Here is a 25428-nt window from a genome sequence, read left to right on the forward strand (position 1 = left end):
ATGGCTCTCCCCGGTTGTTGCCGGGGGGAGCTGTCTTTACAATAAATCCGTATTAAGCTCAGGAAATGCTTCCCTCACTTAAATGCGCTAAAAAGGCAGATGCAAGAGAAGCAGGTTTGTTATATAAACGGTTAATATTTCTTAGAGCGGATTAACCTGTTCCTTTATAATAAGTCTTTCAAACGTCTGCTTATTTCAGGACCGTTGAAATGCTTTTCTATATTGTCTAAAAACCACGTAGTCAGAAAGTTTTTTGATTTTTATTGAAGGTTGTGTATATTGTAACCCTCAACTAACGGAGGTGTTCACTCAGTAGGGTACAAATTTGGCTACTTTTTAAGTATAGTCAGTTGCATTTGTATTGTTCGATGGCCACCAGTTTCCAGTAATTTTCTGACCCTCCATTTATGTAACCAATAGGTAAATATTCATAGGAGGAATACCATGGAGAAATTTTCTTCACGCTTTAAATGTGGCGTGTCACTTCTGACTGCCGCCATTTTACCCCTCACATCCCAGCCTTTACAGGCCGCGCAAGACACCGTGCAGAATTCTATCGAAGACGAGATCGTTTTGGAAGAAATCATGGTCACCGGATCGCGGATCAAACGGCGCAGCCTCGATTCGCCGACACCGGTCGCGGTAATCGGTGCAGAGGACCTCGCATTCTCAGGTAAGTTGAACCTCGGGGACTATCTGTCGGAATTACCTCAGCTTGGATCGACTTTTACTACAGCCAACTCGACCCGCTTTATCGGCACGGCCGGGGGATCTTTTCTCGATCTGCGCCGGTTGGGGTCCGTGAGGACGCTGGTGCTTGTGGATGGTCGTCGCCATGTGGGCAGCAGCGCCGGAGACACCCGGGTGGATATTAATACAATTCCCTCAGACCTGATTGAACGGGTCGAGGTGATCACCGGCGGGGCCTCGGCCATTTATGGTTCTGATGCGGTCACCGGGGTGGTCAATTTTATCTTGAAAGAGAATTATGAGGGACTGACGGCGCGGGCGCAATATGGCCTTGCCGATGAAGGCCCTTATGACAGTTATCATTTAAGTCTCACCGGTGGCGGGAACTTCAACGATGACAGGGGCAATGCGGTATTGTCCGTGGAGTGGGCGGAAGAATCCCGGGTCAAAAATACCGATCGCGAATTCAGCAGCAGACGGTATCGTCTGGTCAATAATCCCGATGATACGGGGCCGGATGACGGTATACCGGACCAGTTCTATCGCCCGAATTCCGGCATTAGCTTTATCACCAAGGCCGGGACGATTTTTTTCGACCTGGGCAGTTTGATGACCTTTGACCCTGATGGATCGGTTCGGGATCAGGTGCTGGGCACCGACTTTGGCGGTTTTGAATGTATGGATTGCGATTTCCTGGATCTGGACGAGGTGTCCGATCTCAGGCCTTCCCTGCAGCGGTTGTCTCTGAACGGGAAATTCACCTATGACCTTACAGAAGATATATCTGTGTTTGCGGAGGCGAAATACGTCAATACGCAGACCTTCAATCTCGGGCAGCCGGCCTTTGATTTCTTTGGGTCCGCCATCACCATACAGCGCGACAATGCCTTTCTCAAAAGTGACCTGGCCGCGTTGATGGATGACGCCGGGGTGACGGAAATCGGCATCAACAGGTTCAATGTAGATGCCGGCCGACGGGGAGAGGACAATGAACGGCAGACCCACAGGATCGTGGCCGGCTTCAAAGGTGATCTCGGCGAGGCCTGGACTTGGGAAGCGTCCTACAGCTTTGGCCGCTCGACCCAGATATTGACGGCCATCAATAACCGGATAAATGACCGCTGGACCGCCGCCACCGACGCGGTGGTGGACCCCGCGACGGGTGAGATCGTTTGTCGTGTGACATTGGAAGATAGTGATAACTCGCTGCTTGACGGTTGTATTCCAACCAGTATATTTGGCGATGGCGCTGTAAATGCGGCATCGGAGGCTTGGTTTAATCAGGACACCATTCGCCGGGATACCATTGAGCAGCAAGTGGCCTCGGCCTTTATCTCGGGCAGCGTATATGAGCTACCTGCCGGCGATCTGGATGTGGCGGTCGGGATTGAGTGGCGGAAGGACACCAGTCTGTCGAAACCGGCGCCGCTGGATTCTGCCGGGCTGACATTCGGTAATGCCCTTCAGGTGACATCGGGCGAGATCGAGGTCAAGGAGGCTTTTGGCGAGATATCCGTTCCAGTGTTGAAGGATGCCCCCTTTGCGGAGAGTTTAATGCTTGATGCGGCCATTCGCTACGCGGATTATGACACGTCATCGGATAAAAATACGACCTGGAAAGTTGGGGGGACCTGGCAGCCAATTTCAGATGTCAGATTTCGCGCCACATATTCCAAAGCGGTTCGGGCACCAAATATTGGTGAATTGTTCGGCCCTCAGGATGCCAATTTCTTTAGTGTGGATGATCCCTGTAAAACCAGTGAACTGGATCTGATTGCCGATCCGGCCCGGCGCAGCAACCGTGAAGCCAACTGTGCGGCGCTCGGGGTCGCGCCGGATTTTGATTCAGATTATGATCAGGCGACGTTGCCCGGTCTGTCCGGGGGTAATCCGGATCTGGAAGTGGAAACAGCGAAAACCTGGACGGCTGGCGTTGTGGTGACGCCGCGTTTTCTGGACGGATTTAGCGCGACGGTTGACTGGTGGCAGGTTACGATTGACGATGCGATCAGTTCGACCGATGCTCAGGATATCCTGGACCGTTGTGTCGATGCAGAATCGATCAATAACATTTTTTGTCCGCTCATCACCCGGGACAGTACCGACGAGATCACCAATATTCTCCAGATTCAAGCCAATATTGCTGGTTTGGAAGCGTCCGGGGTTGATTTCGATATTACCTATAATATTTCAGGTATCGCCAATACGGATGGCATGTTGTCACTGAAATTAATGGGGACCTATTTGTTGTATAATCGTGATTTCCCCTTCCAGGACGAGCCCGATAATCCAGACCGGGAGGATGGGGAGTTAGGTGATCCGGAGTGGTTGATGAACTTTACCGCCACCTACTATTCCGGCCCTTGGACCTTCAACTATAAACTGCGCTTCATTGATGACATGTTGCGGGTGGAGCATGAAGATTTTGAGGCCTCGCCAGAGGAGCAGGAGCTGATCCATACGGGAACGGTGACCTACAGCGATATTCAACTGCGTTACCAAATCCGCGACGGCATTGAAGTTTATGGGGGGGTGAATAATATTTTCGAAAAGAACCCGCCACTGCCTTTTGATGCGACGGGAGGTGATTCCGGAATTTATGACAATGTCGGGAGATTTTTCTATACTGGCGTGACGGCAACCTTCTGATCATCGTTGATCTAACGCAAAACACCCCCGGTCAGGGTCTGGCCGGGGGTGTTCTTTCTTTAGTGCGATCGCTTAAAAGTCGTCATCAAAATCGTCGTCGAACAGGTCGTCGTCTGCGTTGGTATCCAGCTTGCCGTTATTGATTTCATAATTACGGTTCTGACGATAGGCGCTGCGAATAGTCGCATAAAAATCTGTCGAAGACTTCCCCAGGTCATCGAGAGTTTCGAGATTTTCTTCCCGGTAGATCAGGCCGCGTAACGCCAGACGGCCATAACGCACGTAAGTCCAGCCTTTGTGAGATAACCACAGGCTGACAGGGTCATAAAAGAAGTCGACCGTAAAACCGGCGAAGTCCCGTGCATTGGATGGGCCGAGGATCGGCAGCATCAGATAAAAACCCTCGCCAAAGCCCCAGACGGCGAATGTTTCGCCAAAATCTTCACTATGATGTTCAATGCCCCAATAGGTCGCCGTATCTAATATCCCCAGTAGTCCGAACGTGCTGTTGATTAAAAACCGGGTCAGGGTAGTGCCGGCGCGTTTTGCCTCGCCCTGCAATACATCATTGACGAAGGTAACCGGTTCACGCCAATTACTGACAAAATTAGAAATCCCGTCGCGAATATCAGGCGGGCCGAACTGGCGGTAAAGTCGTGCGGCCGGGGCCAGAAGAATACGGTCAAAACCCTGGTTAAATGAAAATATTGCCCGGTTCATGGGCTCCAGGGGGTCATTTGCCTCCAGATAGGCGGTCAGGGCCTGAGGATCTGAAGCGGGGGGCCTTTTGGCGCAACCTGCTGTAAAGAGAAGCATAATAGACAGGAGAACAAGCCCGGCCTGGCGAAACGATATGCCCGATAACTGGGGCAAAAAGCGCGAAATGCGCGGGATGAGTGTCATGAAAAATCTTTCTGCATCTTATACCTCAGACGTTTTACTGGAGCAGGGGCGCAATTGCAATATACCTTAGAGGTTAAATTTTCACAATTTCGTTAATTTCTGGTGAGAGTTTAATATCTTCACTTTACTTTATATAAATATATCTTTATATATTTCTTTATGAAAAAGGAGAATTCAGGTGGATGTACAGGTGGAAATCGGTTTTGATCGAATGTTGAATGCATTGAAGGCCGTGGGGGAGGAAACCCGGTTGCGGATTCTGGCCTTGTTTCAGACCGGAGAGTTGACGGTTACTGAACTGGTCACCATCCTGCGACAAAGCCAGCCGAGGGTCTCGCGACATTTACGGTTACTGTGTGAGGCGGGACTTCTGGAGCGTTATCGGGAGGGCACATGGATATTTTACCGTCTGGCCGCAGGTGGGCCGGAAGGGGATCTGGCGCGCGCCATTATCACATATATACCTTTCTCCGAACAGGTGCTGCAGCATGATGCGGAACGTTTGCGAGAGGTTAAATCGGAACGTCAGGGACGGGCGACACAATATTTTAAGGAAAATGCCGAGAATTGGGATCGTATCCGCTCGCTATATGTGGCGGAGGAAAAGGTTGAGCAGATCCTGCTGGAAGTGACGGCGGATATGGAGATCAATGATTTTCTTGATGTGGGGACCGGGACAGGCCGTATTCTTGAAGTCTTTGCCGACCGCATCGGCCGGGGTACGGGGATCGACCTCAGTCGGGAAATGTTGGCGGTTGCGCGGGTGAATCTGGAAAAGGCCAATCTGCATAATTGCCAGGTACGTCAGGGGGATATGTATGATCTGGCGTTGGCCAGTGAGTCCATGGATCTTGTTCTGATCCATCAGGTATTGCATTTCGCCGATGATCCAAGCGCTGCGATCAAGGAAAGTGCGCGCTTGTTGCGGACCGGAGGGCGGGTGATCGTGGTTGATTTTGCCCCCCATAAACTGGAATACCTGAGGGAAGAACATGCGCATCGTCGTCTTGGCTTCAAGAATACGGAAATTGCCGGCTGGTTTATGGCGAACGGTCTGGAAAGCCATCCGGTGATAGAGCTTGAGGGCACCGAACTGGATCTGTCGATCTGGGTCGGCACCAAAAATTGATATACTAGATTTAAACAAATTATTGAGTAAATATCGTGACTGATTTTCAAAGAGAAGACCTGCTAAAGCCGAGCCTTTTCGCCGCTGAAGCAAAAGACATTGATGTCTCGTTCGAATTTTTTCCCCCGAAAACAGAGAAGATGGAGCAGGCATTATGGAGTAGCATCCGTAAACTGGAACCCCTGCATCCGGGCATGGTATCGGTCACTTACGGGGCTGGTGGATCAACCCGGGAACGCACCCATGCCACTGTGTCGCGCATTCTCAAGGAAACCGATCTGCTGCCGGCGGCCCATCTGACCTGTGTGGCGGCGACCAAAGGGGAGATCGATGATATCGCCCGCGAATATTGGGACATGGGCGTGCGTCATATTGTCGCCTTGCGCGGTGATATGCCAACCATCGGGCAGGCGTATGCGCCCCATGAACAAGGCTATAAAAATGCCGCCGACCTGGTGACGGGTCTGAAAAAAATTGGTGATTTCCACCTGTCCGTGGCTGCTTACCCGGAAAGCCATCCGGATTCCGCCAATCCGGCGGCAGATATTGATAACCTGAAACGCAAGATTGACAATGGCGCTGATCAGGCGATCACCCAGTATTTTTTCGATGTGGATATGTATTTCCGCTTTATGGACCGGGTGCTGGCGGCGGGCATCACGGTGCCGATCATTCCGGGCATCATGCCGGTGACCAATTTCGCCCAGGCGAAGAATTTTTCCGGGCGGTGCGGTACCAGCATTCCCGCCTGGCTCGCGACCCTGTTTGAAGGTCTGGATGACCGGCCTGAAATCAGACGCCATGTGGCGGCGACGGTCGCGGCGGAGCAATGCATGCGGCTCTATCAGGGCGGGGTCAAGAAATTCCATTTCTATACCCTCAACCGGTCGGAACTGACGACAACCATTTGCCATTTTCTGGGGATCAGACCAGAAGGAGAAATATCATGACAGCCTCCCGTACAGACCTGCTGAAACAGGCGATGAAAGAACGCATTCTGGTGCTCGACGGCGGCATGGGCACCATGATCCAGAGCCACAAGCTGCAGGAAGTCGATTATCGCGGTGCGCGCTTTGCCGACTGGGGGCAGGATGTCAAAGGCAATAACGACTTGCTGACCCTGACACAAGCCGAGATCATCAAGGATATCCATCGGCAATATTATACCGCCGGGGCGGATCTTGTCGAAACCAATACGTTTAATTCTACCCGGGTGTCTCAGGCCGATTACGGCATGGAAGAACTGGTCTATGAACTCAATAAACAAGGGGCAGCGATTGCTCGTGAGGTGGCCGATGAGTTTATCGCCACGGAACCGGATAAGCCACGGTTCGTGGTGGGGACGCTGGGCCCGACAAGCCGGACGGCATCTCTGTCGCCGGATGTCAATAATCCGGCTTTTCGCAATGTGACCTTTGATGAATTGGTGGAAAATTATACCGAGGCCACCAAAGGTCTGATTGACGGCGGATCTGATGTTATTCTGATCGAAACCATTTTTGACACCCTGAACGCCAAGGCGGCGGTCTTTGCTGTTAACAAGGTATTTGAAGATACCGGAGTCACCCTGCCGATCATGATTTCCGGCACCATCACCGACGCCTCCGGCCGCACCCTGTCTGGGCAGACAGCAGAAGCCTTCTGGTATTCCCTGCGCCACGCCAAACCTTTGAGTATTGGTTTTAACTGTGCGCTCGGGGCCAAGGATTTGCGCCAGCATGTGCTGTCCGTGTCCAAGATCGCCGAAACCGGAATCTCCGCCCATCCCAATGCGGGCCTGCCCAATGAAATGGGGGAGTATGACGAGAGCCCGGAAGAAATGGCCGGTCAATTGAAAGAGTGGGCGGAAAGCGGCCTGCTGAATATCGTTGGCGGCTGTTGCGGTACAGAGCCGGAGCACATCAAAGCCATCGCCGAGGCGGTGGCGGGCGTTCCCCCGCGCAAAATTCCCACAGTAGATATCCATATGCGCCTGTCGGGCCTGGAACCTTTTGAGGTCATTCAACAATGAAAAAGAGTAGTATTTTTATCAATGTCGGGGAGCGGACCAATGTCACCGGCTCGGCGAAGTTCAAGAAACTGATCCTGAATGGTGATTTTTCCGAAGCACTGGATGTGGCGCGTCAACAGGTCGAGGCCGGGGCGCAGATCATCGACGTCAATATGGACGAAGCCATGCTCGACAGTCAGGAGGCGATGGTCACTTTCCTCAACCTGATTGCCTCGGAACCGGATATCTCCCGCGTGCCGGTGATGATCGACAGTTCCAAATGGTCGGTGATCGAGGCGGGTTTGAAATGCGTGCAGGGCAAGGCGATCGTCAACAGTATTTCCATGAAGGAAGGTAAGGAGCCTTTTATCCAGCAGGCAAAGCTGATCAAGGAATATGGCGCCGCCGCGGTGGTCATGGCCTTTGACGAGCAGGGCCAGGCTGATACCTGTGCCCGTAAAGTGGAGATCTGTACCAATTCCTATAATATTCTGGTGGATGAAGTGGGATTTCCGCCGGAAGATATTATCTTTGACCCTAATATTTTTGCCATCGCCACCGGTATTGAAGAACATAACAATTACGGCGTCGATTTTATCGAAGCCACCCGCAAGATCAAGGAAACGCTACCTTATTGCCATATTTCTGGCGGGGTGAGTAACGTATCGTTCTCTTTCCGGGGCAACAACCCGGTGCGTGAAGCCATGCACAGCGTTTTTCTCTATCACGCCATTCAGGCGGGGATGGATATGGGGATTGTTAATGCCGGTCTGATCACGGTCTATTCCGAGATTGAACCGGAATTGCGCGAACGGGTCGAGGACGTGATCCTCAACCGCCGCGAGGACGCCACCGACCGGCTGCTGGAGATAGCCGACAAATTCAAGGGCGAGAAAGGCGTGCAGCTCACCGAAGATCTGAGCTGGCGCGAAGGGCCGGTTGAGCAACGGCTGTCCCATGCGCTGGTCAAGGGCATCACCGCCTATATTATCGAAGATACCGAAGAAGCCAGGACACTGGCGGACAAGCCACTCGACGTGATCGAGGGCCCGCTGATGGCCGGGATGAATGTGGTGGGCGACCTGTTTGGCTCCGGCCAGATGTTCCTGCCCCAGGTGGTGAAGTCGGCCCGGGTGATGAAACAGGCGGTGGCCCATTTGCTGCCCTTCATTGAGGCGGAGAAGGAAAAATCCGGTGGGGTCAGCACCAAGGGCAAGATCCTGATGGCGACGGTCAAAGGCGATGTGCATGACATCGGCAAGAATATTGTCGGGGTGGTGCTGCAATGTAATAACTACGAGATCGTCGATCTCGGGGTGATGGTGCCTTACGACCGAATTTTGAAGACCGCCATTGAGGAAAAGGTGGATATTATCGGCCTGTCCGGCCTGATCACGCCGTCGCTGGAAGAAATGGCCCAGGTGGCCGAGGAAATGCAGCGTCAGGAATTCACCATTCCACTGATGATTGGCGGGGCGACGACCTCGAAGATTCATACGGCGGTGAAAATCGCGCCACATTATGAAGAACCGGTGATCCATGTGCTTGATGCGTCGCGCGCGGTGGGGGTGGCCAGTAATCTGCTCAGCAACACACTGAAAAAGGATTATGTTACCCAGGTCGCCAATGAATATCAGGACATGCGGGACCGGCACGCCCGCGGCTCCAAAAAAGACAACCGGGTGACGATTCAGCAGGCGCGGGACAATAAATTCCCCATCGACTGGACCGGTTACGAGGCACCTAAGCCAGGTTTTCTCGGCCAGAAATCTTTCGATGATTATGATCTCGGAAAGCTGGTGGACCGCATCGACTGGACACCCTTTTTCCGTACCTGGGAACTGGCGGGAAATTATCCCAAGATCCTTACCGACAATGTGGTGGGCGAGACGGCGACGAATCTGTTCCGTGACGCGGAAGCGATGCTAAGACGTATCGTCGACGAGAAATGGTTGCGCGCCCGGGCCTCGATCGGTTTCTGGCCGGCCCAGTCCGTCGGCGACGATGTGGAGCTTTATAGCAATGAGGACCGCGCGGAAGTGTTGCTGCAGGTGCCCTTCCTGCGTCAGCAGATGAAGAAGCGTGAGGGCAGTTTTAACATGTGCCTGGCGGACTTTATTGCGCCCAAAGACAGCGGCGTCGCCGATTATATGGGCGGTTTCGTGGTCACTGCCGGCATCGGCATCGAGGAAAAACTGAAAGAGTTCCAGGCGACCCACGATGACTATAACGATATCCTGTTGAAATCCCTGGCGGACCGGTTGGCGGAAGCCTTTGCCGAGCATATGCATGAATGTGTCCGTAAGGAGCATTGGGGCTATGCGGCGGGCGAGAACCTGAGCAACGCGGAATTGATCAAGGAGAAATATGCAGGCATTCGTCCGGCGCCCGGTTACCCGGCCTGTCCCGATCACACGACGAAACCGGCGCTGTTTGACCTTCTTGATGCGCCTAATCAGGCGGGCGTGACCCTGACCGACAGTATGGCCATGTTGCCGGTGTCCTCGGTATCGGGTTATTATTTCAGCCATGCGCAAAGCCAGTATTTCGGTCTGGGTAAGATGGGGATGGATCAGCTGGAAGATTACGCCAAACGTCGTGGGATCGAGATCACCATCGCCAAACGCTGGCTGGCGAGCAATCTGGCGTGAGCGGGACCGCTTAGCAGCAGGAGGTATCACAACAGGATGTGTTGTCGTGGAAAGTAAAAAAATTATCGGGCAGGGGGCGGTGGCGCTGTCCTCACTTCTGGCGGTGCAGGGCCGGAACTGTTCAGAAATGCATTTTGTGGATTGTCAGTTTGCAGATATGGATTTTCTGGACGTTGATTTTTCCGGTAGTCGTTTCGAAAACTGCCATTTCACGGCCTGTCGGTTTGACGGTTCCGATCTTTCCGACAGCATTTGGCATAAATGTCAGGCAATTGGGGGGTATTTTTGTGATGTCAACGCCACGGATGCCCGTTTTACCCGAGGCAATTTTAGCAATACGGACTGGACAGGGGCCACCTTGACCAGCACGGCGTTTGAGGATTGCAAACTCATCGGGGGGCATTTTGAGCGGGTTTCAACATATGGGATGGTGTTGCGTCAATGCCGCCTCGCCAGTGCTTTCCTGCGGGGGATCTCCTTTTACAAAAGTCAACTTGATGAGGTTGATTTCTCGGATGCGGACCTTGATGGCGCTGACTTCCAAAAGGCGGTCTTTGTGAATTGCTCCCTGCGTCAGGCGGCGTTGGCGACCGCAAAATTCGCCGGTGCGGATTTGCGGGGGTGTGATTTGGGGCCATTGTCCCTGACGGATGCCCGTCAATTCCGTCAGGCCGTGATTTCCCATAATCAAGCCGCTGATCTGCTGCGCGGTATTGGACTGGTCGTGATGTGAGGTACTGCTGTTATATCTTGACTTTAGACCCTGCATTTGATTCTCTGCTTTTATGACATATCAAAAACCCATTTTGCTGCTGAGCTTTATCCTTTTGGCCTCCTGCTCAACCACGCCGCCGCGCAATATCACCAATAGCTGTGATATTTTTCAGGAGAAGAGCGGTTGGTACAAGGCGATGAAGCGGGTGCAGAAACGCTACGGCACGCCGATTCATGTACAGTTGGCGATCATGCGGCAGGAATCGAGCTTCAAGCACAATGCCCGCACCGAACGGACGCATATCTTGTGGGTTATTCCCTGGGGACGCAAATCGACGGCTTACGGTTACGCTCAGGTGAAGGATGGGACCTGGGATTGGTACAAACAGAAAACCGGCAACCGCGGCGCAGACCGGGATGATTTTAATGATGCGGCGGATTTCATCGGCTGGTACACGACAGTCAGTCAGAAGACGCTGGGCATTTCAAAATGGGATGCTGAAAATCAATATCTCGCCTATCATGAAGGCCACGGCGGTTTTAAACGCAAGACATATCGCAAAAAGGCTTGGCTTATGAAGGTGGCGAAGAAGGTCAAGCGCAACAGCCTGCAATATGCCGCCCAACTGAAAAAATGTGAAAATGACCTGGATCGCGGTTTCTGGCTCTGGCCGTTTTAGGCGGTAGTGTCCTCCGCCTCGAAGGAATACTCCCGCTCTACCAGCGCGATGCGGGTGGTGTAGCTTTTATACCATTTCTCGCGGCCGGCATTTTGCGCAGCGGTATGTTCGCTGACGGCTTTCCAGGCCTTGATGCTCTCCAGGTCTCGCCAGTAGGAGACCGAGATCCCGTCTTTGTTTTCCCGCACCGACTCAAAGCCGAGATAGCCCGGCTGCTCGGCGGCAAGAGCCACCATCCGATCCGCTGTCTCCGCATAGCCCGGTTCAAAATCTGTCCGGACATTAGTGAAGATCACGGCGTAATAGGGCGGTTTTGGGGCTTGATTCATGTTGCGCTTCTCATGCGTTAATATGGTGGCTGTCATTTTCTGGGGGTTAGGCATATCAGGGCCGCAGTATGCACCGCGACCCGTCAACTATGGTTATCATTCCACAGCGATCCGGCCTTGCGCCATGACGAAGCTCGGGGTGCGCAGGGTTAAAATATTTTCAAGCGGATTGCCGGCGGCCGCTATAATATCGGCTGACTTGCCCTTTTCCAATGTACCAATCTGATCCGCGCGGTCGGCGAGTTCCGCCGCGTTGACGGTGGCAGCGACAAGAACAGCCTGTTCCGGCATGCCGGCTTCGACCATGAGTTCCAGTTCTCGGCCATTGATGCCATGTTTGCTGACCCCGCTGTCGGTGCCAAAGGCGATTTTGACCCCGCCTTCATAGGCGCGTTTTAGCATGTCCAGCATGCGCGGGCCGACCCGTTTGGCCTTGTCGGCGACCGCCGGAATGAAGAAGCCCGGTTTGTTTTCGGCAATTTCTGCGACCGTCACACCGGCGAGAACTGTCGGCACCAGATAAGCGCCGGTTTTCTTGAACAGTTTGATGGTGTCCTTATCGAGATAGGTGCCATGTTCGATGCTGTCGACGCCGGCGCGCAAGGCGGCCTCGATCCCGCCCTTACCGTGGGCATGAGCGGCAACCTTGCGGCCCATGGCGTGGGCGCTTTCTACAATGGCGGCCTGTTCCACATCGGTGAACTGCTGTCCGGTGCCGGTGGCGATTTTGCTCAGAACCCCGCCGGTGGCGACATATTTAATCATATCGGCGCCGTATTTAATTTGATCGCGTACCGCGTGGCGGCAAGCATCGGCGCCGTCGCAGATGCCACTATCGGGGTCGCCAAAAACATCCGGACGGTAGCCGTTATGATCGCCATGTCCGCCGGTGGGGGAAATGGTCAATCCCCCCGCGACGATGCGGGGACCCAGAGTGAGACCTTTCTGGATGCCGTCCCGTAAGGCGAAAACCGCTTCACGGGGGCCGCCGACATTGCGTATGGTCGTGAAGCCGGCGTTCAGCACCCGGCGGGCATAAACCGCGCCTTCCAGAACATAGTCTGATTCTGTCATCGTGACGGCGTCAAGGCGGCCCCGGGGGCTCAATTCACCGGTGATGTGGGTATGGCTGTCGATCATGCCGGCCATGACGAACTGATCTTTCAGGTCAATGATTTTCGGGTCTGTGACGCCTTCCGCTGTGGCCAGATAACCGGCCTTGATATCAACGATCTTGTCATTTTTGATCAGTATTGTTTGCTCTGTCGTGGGCTTTTTCCGGGCGTCGGCGAGCAGGGTGCCCGCATGAATCAGAGTCCAGTTATCTTTTTTCGCCTCTTCCGCCAGCGTCGCCGGGGTGAAAAGGCCAAGGCCGAATGTCGCGCCGAGAAGGCCCGAGATGAGTTTCTGCTTATAGGTCATATCTGCTCCCAAGGTTAATTGATTAATCAACTATATAAAAAAATCTTCTTATTGCCAGTTTATTCTGCCTCTTTTTGTGCCGTTCCGCAACCACCGCCACCGGGGGTTTCGATAATCAGAACATCACCGGGTTGCATTTGCGTTTCTGCTGCAGAGGCGAGCATTTCTTCTGTTCCGTTTGTGCGCATGACTTTGTTGACGCCGCAAAGACCATCTTCTCCGCCGTCAAGTCCTGCCGGTGGAACCCGGCGATGGTTGGCGATGATCGCCGCCGTCATCGGATGATTGAAGCGGATATGGCGGATCACGCCGTCACCGCCGCGATGCTGGCCGTGTCCACCACTGCCGTGGCGGATTTCGAAAGTCTCCAAAGTCACCGGATAACGCCATTCCAGCACTTCCGGGTCGGTGAGGCGGCTGTTGGTCATATGGGACTGGACGGCGCTCGCCCCGTCATTGTCATGGGTGGCACCCATGCCGCCGGCGAGGGTTTCGTAATATTGAAACTCATCATCGCCAAAGGTCAGGTTATTCATAGTGCCCTGGGCCGCCGCCATGACGTCAAGGGCGAGAAACAAAGCGTTGACCACCGACTGGGACGGCTCGACATTGCCCGCGACCACGGCGGCGGGGGGCAGGGGGTTGAGCATTGAGCCTTTAGGCACAATAATTTCGATCGGTTTCAGGCAGCCTTCGTTGAGGGGGATATCATCCTCTACCAGACAACGGAAGACATAGAGCACCGCCGCGCGGCAGACCGCCAGCGGGGCGTTGAAATTGCTGTCGAGCTGGGCGCTGGTGCCGGTGAAGTCGACGCGGGCTGTACGGGCGGTGGCATTGATGGTGATCCTGACCCGAATATGGGCGCCGTTATCCAGCGGATAGTCATACGACCCGTCACGCAAGACCTCGATTACCCGGCGCACGGCTTCCTCGGCGTTATCCTGCACATGCGTCATATAGGCGCGCACCACCGGCAGGGTGAATTCACGGATCATCCGGTCGAGCTCACGCGCGCCCTTTTCATTGGCGGCGATCTGGGCCTTGAGATCGGCGATATTCTGATCCGGGTTGCGGGCGGGCCAGCGACCGGAGCGGAGTTTCTGGCGCAGGGCGGTTTCCTGAAATTCCCCATTATGGGTAAGGTGGAAATTATCAAACAAAATGCCTTCCTCGTCGATATGGCGCGATAGGGGCGGCATGGAACCGGGGGTGATGCCGCCGATATCCGCATGATGGCCGCGGGTGGCGAGGTAGAATAGCGGTGCTTGCTCCTTATCCGCATCGAAATAGGGGGTGACCACGGTCATGTCGGGCAGATGGGTGCCGCCGTGATAAGGATCATTGAGCAGGTAACAATCGCCGCGCCGCATCTCGCCCCGGTTGGCGGCGATGACGGCTTTGACGCTGGCCCCCATACTGCCGAGATGCACGGGCATATGCGGGGCGTTGGCCACCAGATTGCCCGCGCTGTCAAACAGGGCGCAGGAAAAATCGAGCCGTTCCTTCATATTGACCGAATGGGCGACCTTTTCCAGCACTGCCCCCATCTGTTCGGCGATGGACATGAACAGGTTATTGAAAATCTCCAGCATCACCGGATCGGCCTCGGTGCCGATGGCGGCGCGGCGTTCGATCGGAGTGATGCGCTCGAGGATCAGGTTATTCTGCTCATCAATCCGCGCCTGCCAACCGGGCTCCACCAGGTTGGTGCCATGATCCTCCAAAATCACCGCCGGGCCAGAGACGGGCGCGCCGGGGGCCAGTTGATCGCGATGCCATCTGGGGCAGTCTTTTATCCGGCCGTCAAGATGGATCTGCTGTCGGGCGGCGGTCTGGGATCTGTCCGGGGGTTGTTTTGCAGCGGGTGTGACGGTGCCGCCGCCACCGTATGCCTCGACGGTGACCGCTTCGACGATCAGGATTTTCTCGGGCGAGATAAAGCCGAACTGCTGGCGATGCTGCTGCTCGAAATCATTCTGAATTTCCCTCAGTGTGCCGAGCGGCACCTGTAATGTGCTGTCGCTGCCGGCATATTTGATCTGCAGGTTTTTGAGAGTGTCGATTTTGGCGACATTCTGGTCTTGCAGATCCTGTCGCGCGGCCCTCTCAAGATCGTCGATACATCTGGTGACTTCGGTGAGGTTTCGGGCGTCAAGCGGCTGTTCGATGGCCTGTTCCTTCAGGCTACGCAGGTCGGCGAGCCCCATGCCGTAAGCCGACAATACCCCGGCGAGGGGATGCAGGAAGATACGTTTCATGCCGAGCCGGTCGGCGACCTTGCAGGCATGTTGCCCGCCGGCGCCGCCAAAGCTGACCAGGGTATAGTCGCTGACGTCATAGCCGCGCTGGGTGGATATTTTCTTGATCGCGGTGGCCATGTTCTCGACCGCAATGGCGAGAAAGCCCTCGGCAATCTCCTCGAGAGTGGGCTCTGGGCGGCCACTGGCGGTGATCGCGTCGGCGATTTCCTGAAATCTGGCGGTGACAATCTCCCGGTCGAGGGGGTGATCTCCCGTAGGGCCGAAGACGTTGGGAAAGCTCTTGGGATCAATACGACCCAGCAGGATATTACAGTCGGTGACGGTCAACGGGCCGCCGCGGCGATATCCGGCGGGACCAGGATTGGCTCCGGCGCTGTCGGGGCCGACGCGAAAGCGGCTGCCGTCAAAGGTGAGGATCGAACCGCCTCCGGCGGCCACCGTGTGGATATGCATCATCGGCACCCGCATGCGCACCCCGGCGACCTGGGTGTCGAAACTGCGTTCATAGCTGCCGTTATAATGGGTGACGTCGGTGCTGGTGCCGCCCATGTCAAAACCGATCAGACGGGTATAACCGGACTGGGCCGCCGTCTTGACTGCGCCAACGATACCGCCCGCCGGACCGGAGAGGATGGCGTCCTTGCCGTGGAAGTGATCCGCATGGGCGAGCCCGCCGTTGGATTGCATGAAATAGAGCGGCACGCCGGGCAAGGCCTGCTGCACCCGGTTGCGGTAGCGCAGCAGGATCGGGCTGAGATAGGCGTCGACCACGGTGGTGTCGCCGCGGCTGACCAGCTTCATCAGGGGGCTGGTCACATGGCTGAGGGAAATTTGTCGAAAGCCGACCTGCCCGGCGAGGGCGCCGATCTGTTGCTCATGATCCGGATAGCGGTAACCATGCAGGGTGACAACGGAAACCGCATCAATGCCCATGGCGTACGCGTCTTGCAGTGCAGGCTTTAGGGCGGTGAGCTTCAGGGGGGTCTCAATTTCCCCGTGGGCGCTGATCCGTTCCTCGACCTCGATGACTTTTTCATAAAGCAATTCCGGCAGTTGCACATCGAGGGCGAAAAGGTCAGGCCGGTTCTGATAGCCGATGCGCAGGGCGTCGCGGAAGCCTTTGGTGATTACCAGCAGGGTGCGGTCGCCCTTGCGCTCCAGCAGGGCGTTGGTGGCGACGGTGGTGCCCATCTTGACGGCGGCGACGCGACGTGCCGGAATGGGATCATCCTTGCCGAGCCCGAGAAAGTCTCGGATGCCCTGCAGGGCGGCGTCTTCATAGTGCTCGGGATTTTCCGACAGAAGTTTATGGCTATGCAGCGCGCCATCCGGCGCCATCGCCACCACATCGGTGAAGGTCCCGCCGCGATCAATCCAGAACTGCCATTTTTTATTTTTCAAGATTTGGCTCCGACAGAGACGCCTCATAAATGCGGGCGGGGTCGAGGTGAGACATAGGCACCGCGGCTTCCATAACGATCTGGGCGGCGATTGTCGGATCTATGGCGTCCTTGGATTCAAGGATCAACTGTTGGGCGGACAGGCCGATGATCAAGGGCCATTGCGCCGGGGGCTGTTCATTTAACACCAATGTATTGCGGATAATATTCCAGTATTTCCACAACAATGCTTCGCTGCTCATCTGGGGTAAATGTTGTTCGGGGAGTTCCGGCACGCCGAAGCTGTCCTGTCCGATAGTGGCACCGGTGTGAGCGAAAATGTCTGTGACGTCTGGTAAAGGTTTGCCAAGATGCAGGGCAGCGCCGCCGACAAATCCCCAGACTGAATGTTGGCCTTTCTTGTCTGTGATCAAACATTCATTGAGAAACGGGCCGGTGAAAAAGGTTTCGCCATTTGTGGTTTTGACAGCGACCAGGGCCTTGTCGAGGGTGATTTTTCCTTCGGCGATAAAGCCATTGCGGATCGCCATCTGACAGGCAAACCCGGACAGGGCGCCAACGGTGGTCAATGTGGTTTGAATATGAATGGCTTCGTTACGGGTTTGTTCGGCAAGAAGGAGATTGGTGATCTGACTGGCGACCTCATCCGGGGGCAGAATGTTTTCAGTTCCCTTCTTGGCGGCAGTGGCGCGGAGACTTTGCAGGACCATGCGCATCGGGTCACTGTCGAGCAAGCGGGCGTGGTCGGTTTGCCAATAAAGGGGATCACTGCGGTCCTGCAGGGTGAGGGCGCGTTCAGCACGGGCGGGGAGGCCCAGAGCAAGGCTGGCAGAGAACAGGAGTGCAGCCCACAGGATGACGCGACGATTTGGCATAGATATGGTCCCTCGAAGAGATTGAATGTAATGCATGTTTGGCTCACTCTAGCGGGATCAACGGGATTATTCAATGTCGTTTGACGTCAGGATGTCTGCAGGTAGCTTGAGAAATCATATTGCTGCGCGAACAGGCGTATTTACTGAAAAATGGCAAAATTTTACCCCTATCTTTCCTCAGGTTAAGTGATATAGACTAGGGCAATTAAGCGAGAAGGAATTTGTTTTATGTCGATTTGGTCTTCGATTATTGGGGGAGCGGCCGGTGGTGCGATTTTAGGGGGGCCACTGGGAGCGTTACTGGGGGCGGTTGCCGGTCATTATATCGGTAAGAAGTTGAACGAAGGCACCGGCGGCGGCACCGAACAGGTGACCTTTACCATTGGTGTTATTGTCTTGAGCGCCAAAATGGCGAAAGCCGATGGTCATGTCAGCCGGGAGGAAATAGACGCCTTTAAACAGGCCTTCAAGGTACCCGAGGGTGAAATGAAGAATGTAGCCCGGGTGTTCAATATGGCGAAAAAGGACGCCACGGGGTTCGAGCCTTATGCGGGACAGCTGGCGAAACTGTTTCACGATAAGCCGGCGATGTTGGAAGAACTGCTGTCGATCCTGTTTTATATCGCCAAAGCCGATCAGGTGGTGCATCCGGCGGAACTTGATTTTCTCGAGAAAGTATCGGCCATCTTCGGTTTTTCTGCAGCGGAATTTGACCGTATCAGGGCGGAAAACCTGGGGCCGGACAAGGCGGATCCCTATACCATTCTCGGTGTCACACGGGAGTCCAGTGATAAAGACATCAAGTCGGCTTACCGCAAACTGATCAAGGAACATCATCCGGACCTGCTCGCCTCTCAAGGGTTGCCCAAGGAATTTGTCGAAGTTGCCAACGAGAAACTGTCGGTGATCAATGTTGCTTATGACCGGATCGCGAAAGAGCGCGGCCTGAAATAACAAGGTCGATATCTTGTGTCGCCAAACCCCTAAGGACCGTGGATGCCCATACATCATATTTTATTTGGCTTTCTGGTATCCATCGCCTGGGGCGTTAATTTCGTCGCCATGAAGATCGGGCTTAATCATCTGTCACCATTTCTTTTTATCGCGTTGCGTTTCGCCATTGTCCTGATGTTGATGGCGCCGTGGTTGCGGGTCATGCAGGGTAAGATGTGGCTGTTGCTGTGGATCGGACTGTGCCTTGGCGGGGTGCATTTCGCCTTTGCCATCATGGGGTTGCAGTTGGCGGAAAATATTACCTCAATCGTGGTGATTGTTCAGATGCATGTGCCGATCACGTTGATTATGGCGCATATTTTTCTGCAGGAAAGGCTCAGTTACTGGCGCGGCAGCGGGATTGTCATTGCCTTTATGGGGGTATTGCTGATCACCTTCGACCCGGCAATCGCCAATGAGCGTTTGGCGATTTTGGTGATTTTTGGCGCGACTTTATTTTATTCCACCGGGTCAGTGCTGTTGCGGCGTTTGAAAGATGTCGGGGTCTTTAATACCCAGGCCTGGACAGCGGTTTTCGGTTTGCCTATTCTTTTGAGTCTGACATTTATGACAGAGGCGGACCAAATGACGCAATTGATGGCGATGAACCAGGAAGGCTGGATGGCGGTTTTCTATACCGCCGTGGTGTCGTCGATCATCGGCTATGGCGGCATGAATTTTCTGGTGAAGCGTCACCCGGTGACCCTGATTGCGCCGATATTCCTCAGCGTGCCAATTTTCGCGACCATGGCGGCGGTCATCGCCTTTGATGAGATATTGACGCCGCGCTTTCTCATGGGAGCCAGCTTGACTCTATTGGGGCTTTCGGTGATTCATTTGCGGGACTGGTGGAAGAAACGTCAACTGGTGGAGGAGTTATTGCCGTGATTCTCCACCCGTCACCCAACTTCAACGATCGCCCGGCAAACGCCCAAGGGCGCGCCCGTTATCTGGTCCTGCATTATACCGGCATGGCCAGTGGCGGAGAAGCTTTGGCGCGGCTTTCTGATCCTAAGGCGCAGGTTAGCGCGCATTATCTGATCGAAGAAGACGGGCGGCTGTTCAAGCTGGTGGAGGAAGACAAGAGAGCCTGGCACGCGGGCGTATCAAGCTGGGAGGGAGAGCCGGACATCAACGGCCATTCCATTGGCATAGAATTGGTTAACCCCGGGCATGACAGTCCGGGCTATATTGGCGATTACCGACCCTTTCCCGAACGGCAAATGGCGGCGTTGATCCCGCTCTGTCAGGACATCATTGCCCGTCATGATATAAAGCCCTGGCATGTATTGGGGCATTCGGATGTTGCACCGGGACGCAAGATTGACCCGGGAGAACTGTTTGACTGGCCGCGTCTGGCTAAGGCGGGGGTTGGTCTGTGGCCGGATGAGGGGAGCGTTACGGGTCAGTGGGAAAAGGCGGCAACCATGCAGAAGATGTTGCGGCGTTATGGGTACGGCGTTGAAGTGACAGGAGGCTGGGATCAGCAGACATCGGATGTTGTCGCGGCGTTCCATCGCCATTTCAGACCACGCGATCATACCGCGTCGGCTGATGAGAAGACAGAGGCGTTGCTGTCGGCGTTATTGCAGCTAAAAGAGGCGGATTATTAGTTCTTCGTCTCGGGCTGTGGTTCCAGTGTGTCTTCTGTATGACTGGCCTTGACTTTGTCGGGCTGTAACCCTTTCGGCAATGATTCCAGAGTGCGTTCTGTATTGGGGCCAGCAGGCCCATGTTCAAATATATACTCGTCATTTCCGGCACATCCTGTGGTCAGGGTGAGACAAAGTCCCGCCATCAGTAAGGAAAAGGTGATGTTTTTACGCATAGTGTGAATTCCGGTTATTTCTGAGCCAAATTTGATCATGTTGGCAATGTGCCCGAGTTTGAGGGGGAAGGCAAGATGCGGTCGACGATAAAGCGAAATAATTATGCAAAATTATTACTAGTCTTAGAACTTTTTAAATAATTGCGCTGTAGGGTGAAAGCAGAAGCTGGAGGTAGGGGGCGCTAGGGAGTTTGGCATGACGACGTCGTCTGTGAAGAAGGGTGCTGAAAAAATTCAGAGTATCAGAGAGGGGCTGAGCTATATGCGCGCCCACAAGCGACGCACCGTGGTTTGGCCGGCGACATTCTATGTGGCTAATTTTGAATTCAGTTCTACCCTTTATGATATTTCGTTGAGCGGCATCCGGATAAAATTGCCTTTGCCGTTGGCCAATGGAACCGAGGCTTCGGTTAAAATCAGAAACAAGGTTCAACTCAAGGCACGTGTGGTTTGGCATGCAGGTGAATTTCTCGGACTGCAATTTATCGATGATGCGGATGAGGTGCGTGACGCACTGGGCGATATGGCGACCGGGCTCTATTAAACGAAGGCGACCCTGCTGTCTCTTCAATGCCTGACAACATAATTCATTTTTTTCTGTTTTTTCCTGCTGTTCTGGATTATTTCTAGGTCATTCAGATGGCCGGATGGCTGCTGCCGTCTTCGGGCGGGAGAGGAAAGTCCGGGCACCACGGAAGAACGGTGCCGGTTAACGACCGGCGAGGGCGACCTCAGGGATAGTGCCACAGAAAGCAAACCGCCTGATTTATCAGGTAAGGGTGAAAGGGTGCGGTAAGAGCGCACCGCTCCGCTGGTAACAGGGGAGGCAGGGTAAACCCCACCGGGTGCAAAATCAAATAGGAACGACCGCCCTGGCGACAGGGCAGCTCTTCTTCCGGAGCGTCGTTCGGGTAGATTGCACGAGCGGGCTGGCAACAGTCCGCCTAGATGAATGGTCATCCATTGGGACCGCTTCGGCGATCTCGAGGACATAACCCGGCTTACAGGCCATCTGAATATTTTTTTAATGCCGAGCAGTAGTAGTGTTTCTTGAGATTTGGGTGGCAATCTGAGCTACTCTTCCATTCTTGTCTTGTGCGCTGTGCTTTTTTGATTGGTTTGAGTAAATCTGTTTATGGAATTCTTTTGCATCAATAAGAAGTGCGATTTAAAATAGGGGAGCTTATATGCCTGAAGAAGTAAAAGAATACAAACTTACACCAGCCAATCAAAATCCTTGGTATCTATTGATGATTTGGTATGGAGAACCTAGTGCTCCTGAGGATATGGAGATAGCGAGCCAAAACAGACTTTTCTGGCATCGCTATATGTTTGAGAAAATGACTACTGAGCAGAGAGGAGATTTAATTGAGCGAGGTGTGCATGAGGGGGAGAATTTAAAACCCTTTAGCCGTCAGGAAAAGCTGGAGCATGAACAGATGCTTCGCGAAAGAATCAAGAAAAATGGAGGGGATGATAACTATCCCTCGAATGGGGTAATCGACCTATCAGGCATTGAAATTGAAAAAGACTTCATCGCATATAATTACATTTTTCCACATCATACGAAATTTAACCAAGTAAAATTTAGAAAGAGAGCTAATTTTTATAATTCAAGGTTTTATGGTTATGCGGAATTTGTGGGTGTAGAGTTCTCGGAAATGGCATATTTTAGATATGCTACCTTTTATGCTTGGGCGAATTTTAAGGGAGCTGTATTTTTAAGTACGGCTGATTATAGAAACGTTCCATTCAATTCAACGACAGATTTTTCCGAAGCTGAATTTACTATGGCGCCAGTATTTCATGGCAGTAAGATGTATTTGGACACAGATTGGAGCGATACAAAATTCTCTAATAGATATGAACAGGAAGCAGATGCTGTGCGGGCTGAAAGGTGTTGGTCAACTTTAAAACTTCTCATGAATCAAATGATGCGCCACGATTATGAGTTGAAGTTTTTTGCTCTGGAGATGGAAGCCCGTACACTCTATCGAGGTAAATCATTATCCTACAATTTATATAAATATCTCTCTGACTTTGGGCAAAGTATTTCACGACCTTTCTATTGGTTGGTTGGGGTGTTTGTTTTATTCTGGGCTATCTTTTACGGCATGCAATTTTATGAATATTCTTTATCTGTCGGCGCTGATCAAGGTTATTTTACATCCTATTATGTGAATGCTGTTGCGTTGCCTTCAGTGAGCCAGTCGGCTTTGACCAGCTTAGTGAATTCGGTTCCGTTCGTAGGATTGCAAAAATATGTATATGGGGCAGAAGCGTCAACACTCACATTAGTTATTGGCGTCGTCCAAACTCTGATCAGTAGTATTTTATTGTTTTTGATCGGCCTTGGAATTCGTAACCGATATCGTATCAAATAAAATTATCTAATCACATTTTAAAAAAATGCCCAGGAAGACCTGGGCATTAAAGGACGTCTAGGGAAACGCCTTTGGTAGTTTAAGAGGTGGGGCGAAACAGTTTCGCCCACGGGTCGGGTTACTGTGTGCCGGTGTGGCTGGCTTTCCAGGTTTTCTGAACCTCGCCGGTCTGGGCATTGATCAGAACGACACCTTTGGTCGTGGGCAGTCGCTTTCCAGTGCGTACTCTTACAATCCAGGTGCCCTCTTTAAGTTCTGCATCATCGATAGCGGCGGTCACATGCAGTGAAGTGCCGGCCCGCAGAAAACCAATCGAGTCAAGATAGCGGCGGGCAATGCGCTTGGCGTCTTGATCCGTAAAAGTGACTGCCGTGTCTGCGGTGGTCGATTGGGCCCAGGAGGAGGGGAGACCGGTGGTCATGATCAGGCCAAAAAACAAGGCCGTGATTTTGTGCAATGGTGATATTCGCATGTTAAAATTCTTTCCAAGCTCATCATGTTATCTAAATGAGTAAATGCGAAGTTTCCGGTGTGTTACGCGACTCATATGAATTCATATATAAATAATGCAGTTTCATGTGCGTTGATTCAAACGAATTTTTGTCATATATTTATGAGATAAATTCATATATGAGAAAATTTAAATGTTTGTATCGCCTGCTATTTTATCCGCCTTGCCGGCTTTTGATGCTGTGGCGCGTTTGCGAAGTTTCGGAGCGGCAGGGGAGGCGCTCAATATCAGCCAGAGCGCCGTCAGTCATCGGATCAAGCATCTGGAGGAGCAGCTCGATGTTCGTTTGATACGGCGGACAACACGGGCTCTGGAATTAACGCCAGAGGGGTTGCGTTTCGCGGATGCCGCGCGTCAGGCGCTGGCCGAGATGGAGGGGGCGCTGTATGACCTGAAACAGGATAAAGATGAGGGCATGATCATTTTGTCGGCACTGGCGTCGTTGGCGGCCAAATGGCTGGTGCCGCATCTGGTGGAATTTTATCGGGCCTATCCAGGCAGTCAGGTCTCTGTGATGGCCCAGGATGCGCTGGTGGATTTAAGTCGTGAGCCGGTGGATGCCGGATTGCGTTACTCCCGGGCACCGCAGCCCGGTCTGCATGCGACCCATTTGTGCAAGGATTGGCTGGTGCCGATTGCCAGTCCGCGATTGTTTAAGGATGGTAAAATTCCGACCACACCGGAAGATCTGGCACGATTTCCCCTGATGTCCTATACGGCGTCGTTGCCGTTCGATATCGCATATTCCTGGAAATACTGGTTTGAACAGATGGGGTCTGATATTGAGCCGGAATTGGTGGGGCCTTATTACGACCGCGCCGACATCATGATCCAGACGGCCATCGCCGGGCATGGTATTGTACTCGGGCGCGCCATGTTGATGGAAAAAGATTTGTTTGATCAGGGGCTTTTGGTTCAGGTGGGCCCGAAAGTGAGGGCCCAGGCCTCTTATTATTTTGTGACCTTGCCGGATAAGGCGCGCTGGCCTAAGATTGTGATTTTCCGGGAATGGTTACAGCAAACCATGGGCGAAAGCTATGCCCGTATTTCCGAATTTCTCTATTAAGACACTTCGTGCGATAAGGTATTTTTATGTCTTCAGTTTCTAAAGTATGCATGTCTCCCGGCGGACCTGAATTTTCTCCTTTTGTTCAGGGCTATTGGCGGTTGGCGGAATGGGGTATGTCTTCGGCGGAGCTCCTGTCCTTCATTTCACAACATGTGGCACATGGCATCACGACAGTGGATCATGCGCCGGTCTACGGCGATCCTTCCTGTGAGAGCCTGTTTGGCGCCGCGTTGAAGCTGGACCCGTCTTTGCGCAACCGTCTAGAGATTGTTTCCAAATGTGGCATCGAGAACCCCCCTGAGGGCGGGGGCGCGGGGGCTGTCGCTTATTATGACAGCAGTAAAGGCGCGATTATCGCCTCGGTGGAAGGTTCTCTGTCACGGCTCGGGGGTGATCATCTGGATGTATTGTTGGTTCATCGTTGCGATTTTCTGATGCAGGCGGATGAGGTGGCGGAAGCCTTCGTCGCCCTCAAAGCTAGTGGCAAGGTACGGCATTTTGGCGTGTCCAATTTTAGCCCAAGTCAATTTTCGCTGCTGCAGTCGCGGCTGGACGCCCCTCTGGTCACCAATCAGGTCGAGATTAATCCGGTGAACTTCGGCGTGGTCTCTGATGGTACTCTGGACCAGTTGCAGGAAGGACGGGTGCGGCCGATGGCCTGGTCCTGTCTGGCGGGAGGTGAAATTTTCCAGGGACAATCCGCGCAAATGATCCGGCTGCGTGCAACACTGGAGGTTTTGCGGGAAGAGCTGGGCGCGGAAAGCATCGATCAGGTGATTTTTGCCTGGATCATGCAGATGCCGTCGCATCCGGTGCCGATCCTGGGGAGCGGCAATATCGCGCGCGTCACGGCGGCGCTCGGCGCGCTGGATCTGAATTTGAGCCGGGAGCAATGGTACCGCCTGTGGGTCGCGTCAAAAGGTCACGGGGTGCCGTGACGCCGCGCC

At 53.5% G+C, this 25428-nt stretch carries 19 protein-coding genes, 1 other RNA gene and 1 pseudogene; 14 read left to right on the forward strand and 7 right to left on the reverse strand.

Annotated elements, in window-relative coordinates:
• Nucleotides 1–444: 444 nt before the first annotated feature.
• Entirely contained in the window at nucleotides 445–3339 is a 2895-nt protein-coding gene (locus tag FIV45_RS04190; RefSeq protein WP_099471153.1) for a TonB-dependent receptor domain-containing protein, read from the forward strand.
• A 72-nt stretch (nucleotides 3340–3411) separates the two neighbouring features.
• On the opposite strand, the gene FIV45_RS04195 is transcribed toward FIV45_RS04190, so the two are convergent.
• Complete coding sequence (locus tag FIV45_RS04195) at nucleotides 3412–4242, reverse strand: MlaA family lipoprotein (protein WP_099471154.1); 831 nt, start codon at nucleotides 4240–4242, stop codon at nucleotides 3412–3414.
• A gap of 178 nt (nucleotides 4243–4420) precedes the next feature.
• Between FIV45_RS04195 and FIV45_RS04200 the strand changes: the two genes are divergently transcribed.
• The 5 genes and pseudogenes from FIV45_RS04200 to FIV45_RS04220 all read left to right on the forward strand — a co-directional run bounded on the left by FIV45_RS04200 (nucleotide 4421) and on the right by FIV45_RS04220 (nucleotide 11406).
• Complete coding sequence (locus tag FIV45_RS04200; protein ID WP_204602003.1) at nucleotides 4421–5371, forward strand: ArsR/SmtB family transcription factor; 951 nt, start codon at nucleotides 4421–4423, stop codon at nucleotides 5369–5371.
• 35 nt (nucleotides 5372–5406) lie between these two features.
• A complete protein-coding gene (gene metF / locus FIV45_RS04205; RefSeq protein WP_181040143.1) occupies nucleotides 5407–6321 on the forward strand; it encodes a methylenetetrahydrofolate reductase [NAD(P)H] in 915 nt (304 codons plus the stop codon).
• Nucleotides 6318–10012: pseudogene (gene metH / locus FIV45_RS04210) on the forward strand (methionine synthase). Before metF ends, metH begins: the two are co-directional and overlap by 4 nt.
• Nucleotides 10013–10058: 46 nt before the next feature.
• Nucleotides 10059–10745, forward strand: a complete 687-nt coding sequence (locus FIV45_RS04215) for a pentapeptide repeat-containing protein (RefSeq protein WP_099471155.1) — start codon at nucleotides 10059–10061, stop codon at nucleotides 10743–10745.
• A gap of 52 nt (nucleotides 10746–10797) precedes the next feature.
• Nucleotides 10798–11406, forward strand: coding sequence for a transglycosylase SLT domain-containing protein (locus FIV45_RS04220; RefSeq protein ID WP_099471156.1), 609 nt, complete (start codon nucleotides 10798–10800; stop codon nucleotides 11404–11406).
• Here FIV45_RS04220 and FIV45_RS04225 read toward each other — a convergent pair.
• The 4 genes from FIV45_RS04225 to FIV45_RS04240 form a co-directional block, all read right to left on the reverse strand.
• A complete protein-coding gene (locus FIV45_RS04225) occupies nucleotides 11403–11735 on the reverse strand; it encodes an antibiotic biosynthesis monooxygenase family protein (RefSeq protein WP_099471157.1) in 333 nt (110 codons plus the stop codon). The genes FIV45_RS04220 and FIV45_RS04225 overlap by 4 nt on opposite strands.
• A gap of 96 nt (nucleotides 11736–11831) precedes the next feature.
• Nucleotides 11832–13157, reverse strand: coding sequence for a metal-dependent hydrolase family protein (locus FIV45_RS04230; RefSeq protein WP_099471158.1), 1326 nt, complete (start codon nucleotides 13155–13157; stop codon nucleotides 11832–11834).
• Between the two features lie 59 nt (nucleotides 13158–13216).
• Entirely contained in the window at nucleotides 13217–16849 is a 3633-nt protein-coding gene (locus tag FIV45_RS04235; RefSeq protein ID WP_099471159.1) for a hydantoinase B/oxoprolinase family protein, read from the reverse strand.
• The gene (locus FIV45_RS04240; RefSeq protein WP_099471160.1) at nucleotides 16812–17696 is read right to left on the reverse strand and encodes a hypothetical protein; all 885 of its coding nucleotides are present in this window, start codon (nucleotides 17694–17696) and stop codon (nucleotides 16812–16814) included. Before FIV45_RS04240 ends, FIV45_RS04235 begins: the two co-directional genes overlap by 38 nt.
• Nucleotides 17697–17924: 228 nt before the next feature.
• Here FIV45_RS04240 and FIV45_RS18825 point away from each other — a divergent pair, with 228 nt between their 5' ends.
• The 3 genes from FIV45_RS18825 to FIV45_RS04255 are packed head-to-tail and all read left to right on the forward strand — an operon-like array spanning nucleotide 17925 to nucleotide 20302.
• Entirely contained in the window at nucleotides 17925–18650 is a 726-nt protein-coding gene (locus FIV45_RS18825) for a TerB family tellurite resistance protein (protein WP_099471161.1), read from the forward strand.
• A 42-nt stretch (nucleotides 18651–18692) separates the two neighbouring features.
• Nucleotides 18693–19577, forward strand: coding sequence for a DMT family transporter (locus FIV45_RS04250; RefSeq protein ID WP_099471162.1), 885 nt, complete (start codon nucleotides 18693–18695; stop codon nucleotides 19575–19577).
• Nucleotides 19574–20302 carry an N-acetylmuramoyl-L-alanine amidase gene (locus FIV45_RS04255; protein ID WP_204602007.1) on the forward strand — a complete coding sequence of 243 codons (729 nt, stop codon included), beginning with the start codon at nucleotides 19574–19576 and terminating at the stop codon, nucleotides 20300–20302. Before FIV45_RS04250 ends, FIV45_RS04255 begins: the two co-directional genes overlap by 4 nt.
• Here the strand turns inward: FIV45_RS04255 and FIV45_RS04260 are convergent.
• On the reverse strand, nucleotides 20299–20517 hold the full coding sequence (locus FIV45_RS04260) for a hypothetical protein (protein WP_099471163.1): 219 nt from the start codon (nucleotides 20515–20517) through the stop codon (nucleotides 20299–20301). The two genes, FIV45_RS04255 and FIV45_RS04260, sit on opposite strands and share 4 nt — an antisense overlap.
• Nucleotides 20518–20713: 196 nt before the next feature.
• On the opposite strand from FIV45_RS04260, the gene FIV45_RS04265 reads away from it, so the two are divergent.
• The 3 genes from FIV45_RS04265 (at nucleotide 20714) to FIV45_RS04275 (ending at nucleotide 22901) form a co-directional block, all read left to right on the forward strand.
• Nucleotides 20714–21061 (forward strand): PilZ domain-containing protein, encoded by a 348-nt coding sequence (locus tag FIV45_RS04265; protein WP_099471164.1) that lies wholly within the window; start codon nucleotides 20714–20716, stop codon nucleotides 21059–21061.
• A gap of 91 nt (nucleotides 21062–21152) precedes the next feature.
• Nucleotides 21153–21537, forward strand: an RNA gene (gene rnpB / locus FIV45_RS04270) — RNase P RNA component class A.
• Between the two features lie 167 nt (nucleotides 21538–21704).
• Nucleotides 21705–22901: a pentapeptide repeat-containing protein gene (locus FIV45_RS04275; protein ID WP_099471165.1), complete on the forward strand. Its 1197-nt coding sequence runs from the start codon at nucleotides 21705–21707 to the stop codon at nucleotides 22899–22901.
• A gap of 118 nt (nucleotides 22902–23019) precedes the next feature.
• Here the strand turns inward: FIV45_RS04275 and FIV45_RS04280 are convergent, their stop codons facing one another.
• Nucleotides 23020–23373 (reverse strand): hypothetical protein, encoded by a 354-nt coding sequence (locus tag FIV45_RS04280; protein WP_099471166.1) that lies wholly within the window; start codon nucleotides 23371–23373, stop codon nucleotides 23020–23022.
• A 172-nt stretch (nucleotides 23374–23545) separates the two neighbouring features.
• Here FIV45_RS04280 and FIV45_RS04285 point away from each other — a divergent pair, with 172 nt between their 5' ends.
• Together FIV45_RS04285 and FIV45_RS04290 are read left to right on the forward strand one after the other, a co-directional pair.
• Complete coding sequence (locus FIV45_RS04285) at nucleotides 23546–24478, forward strand: LysR substrate-binding domain-containing protein (RefSeq protein WP_099471167.1); 933 nt, start codon at nucleotides 23546–23548, stop codon at nucleotides 24476–24478.
• Nucleotides 24479–24504: 26 nt separating this feature from the next.
• Nucleotides 24505–25419, forward strand: a complete 915-nt coding sequence (locus FIV45_RS04290; protein ID WP_204602009.1) for an aldo/keto reductase — start codon at nucleotides 24505–24507, stop codon at nucleotides 25417–25419.
• The last annotated feature ends 9 nt before the right edge of the window (nucleotides 25420–25428 follow it).

The organism is Paremcibacter congregatus, from assembly GCF_006385135.1.
GTDB classification, from domain to species: Bacteria; Pseudomonadota; Alphaproteobacteria; order Sphingomonadales; family Emcibacteraceae; genus Paremcibacter; species Paremcibacter congregatus.

What these genes read in the sequence shown, in the direction of transcription:
- FIV45_RS04275 (WP_099471165.1), top strand. Translation starts at nt 21,705, where the DNA reads ATGCCTGAAGAAGTAAAAGAATACAAACTTACACCAGCCAATCAAAAT.
- FIV45_RS04260 (WP_099471163.1), bottom strand. Translation starts at nt 20,517, where the DNA reads ATGCGTAAAAACATCACCTTTTCCTTACTGATGGCGGGACTTTGTCTC.
- FIV45_RS18825 (WP_099471161.1), top strand. Translation starts at nt 17,925, where the DNA reads ATGTCGATTTGGTCTTCGATTATTGGGGGAGCGGCCGGTGGTGCGATT.
- FIV45_RS04225 (WP_099471157.1), bottom strand. Translation starts at nt 11,735, where the DNA reads ATGAATCAAGCCCCAAAACCGCCCTATTACGCCGTGATCTTCACTAAT.
- FIV45_RS04220 (WP_099471156.1), top strand. Translation starts at nt 10,798, where the DNA reads ATGACATATCAAAAACCCATTTTGCTGCTGAGCTTTATCCTTTTGGCC.
- FIV45_RS04280 (WP_099471166.1), bottom strand. Translation starts at nt 23,373, where the DNA reads ATGCGAATATCACCATTGCACAAAATCACGGCCTTGTTTTTTGGCCTG.
- FIV45_RS04195 (WP_099471154.1), bottom strand. Translation starts at nt 4,242, where the DNA reads ATGACACTCATCCCGCGCATTTCGCGCTTTTTGCCCCAGTTATCGGGC.
- FIV45_RS04290 (WP_204602009.1), top strand. Translation starts at nt 24,505, where the DNA reads ATGTCTTCAGTTTCTAAAGTATGCATGTCTCCCGGCGGACCTGAATTT.
- FIV45_RS04250 (WP_099471162.1), top strand. Translation starts at nt 18,693, where the DNA reads ATGCCCATACATCATATTTTATTTGGCTTTCTGGTATCCATCGCCTGG.
- FIV45_RS04230 (WP_099471158.1), bottom strand. Translation starts at nt 13,157, where the DNA reads ATGACCTATAAGCAGAAACTCATCTCGGGCCTTCTCGGCGCGACATTC.
- FIV45_RS04265 (WP_099471164.1), top strand. Translation starts at nt 20,714, where the DNA reads ATGACGACGTCGTCTGTGAAGAAGGGTGCTGAAAAAATTCAGAGTATC.
- FIV45_RS04190 (WP_099471153.1), top strand. Translation starts at nt 445, where the DNA reads ATGGAGAAATTTTCTTCACGCTTTAAATGTGGCGTGTCACTTCTGACT.
- FIV45_RS04240 (WP_099471160.1), bottom strand. Translation starts at nt 17,696, where the DNA reads ATGCCAAATCGTCGCGTCATCCTGTGGGCTGCACTCCTGTTCTCTGCC.
- FIV45_RS04285 (WP_099471167.1), top strand. Translation starts at nt 23,546, where the DNA reads ATGTTTGTATCGCCTGCTATTTTATCCGCCTTGCCGGCTTTTGATGCT.
- FIV45_RS04235 (WP_099471159.1), bottom strand. Translation starts at nt 16,849, where the DNA reads ATGAGGCGTCTCTGTCGGAGCCAAATCTTGAAAAATAAAAAATGGCAG.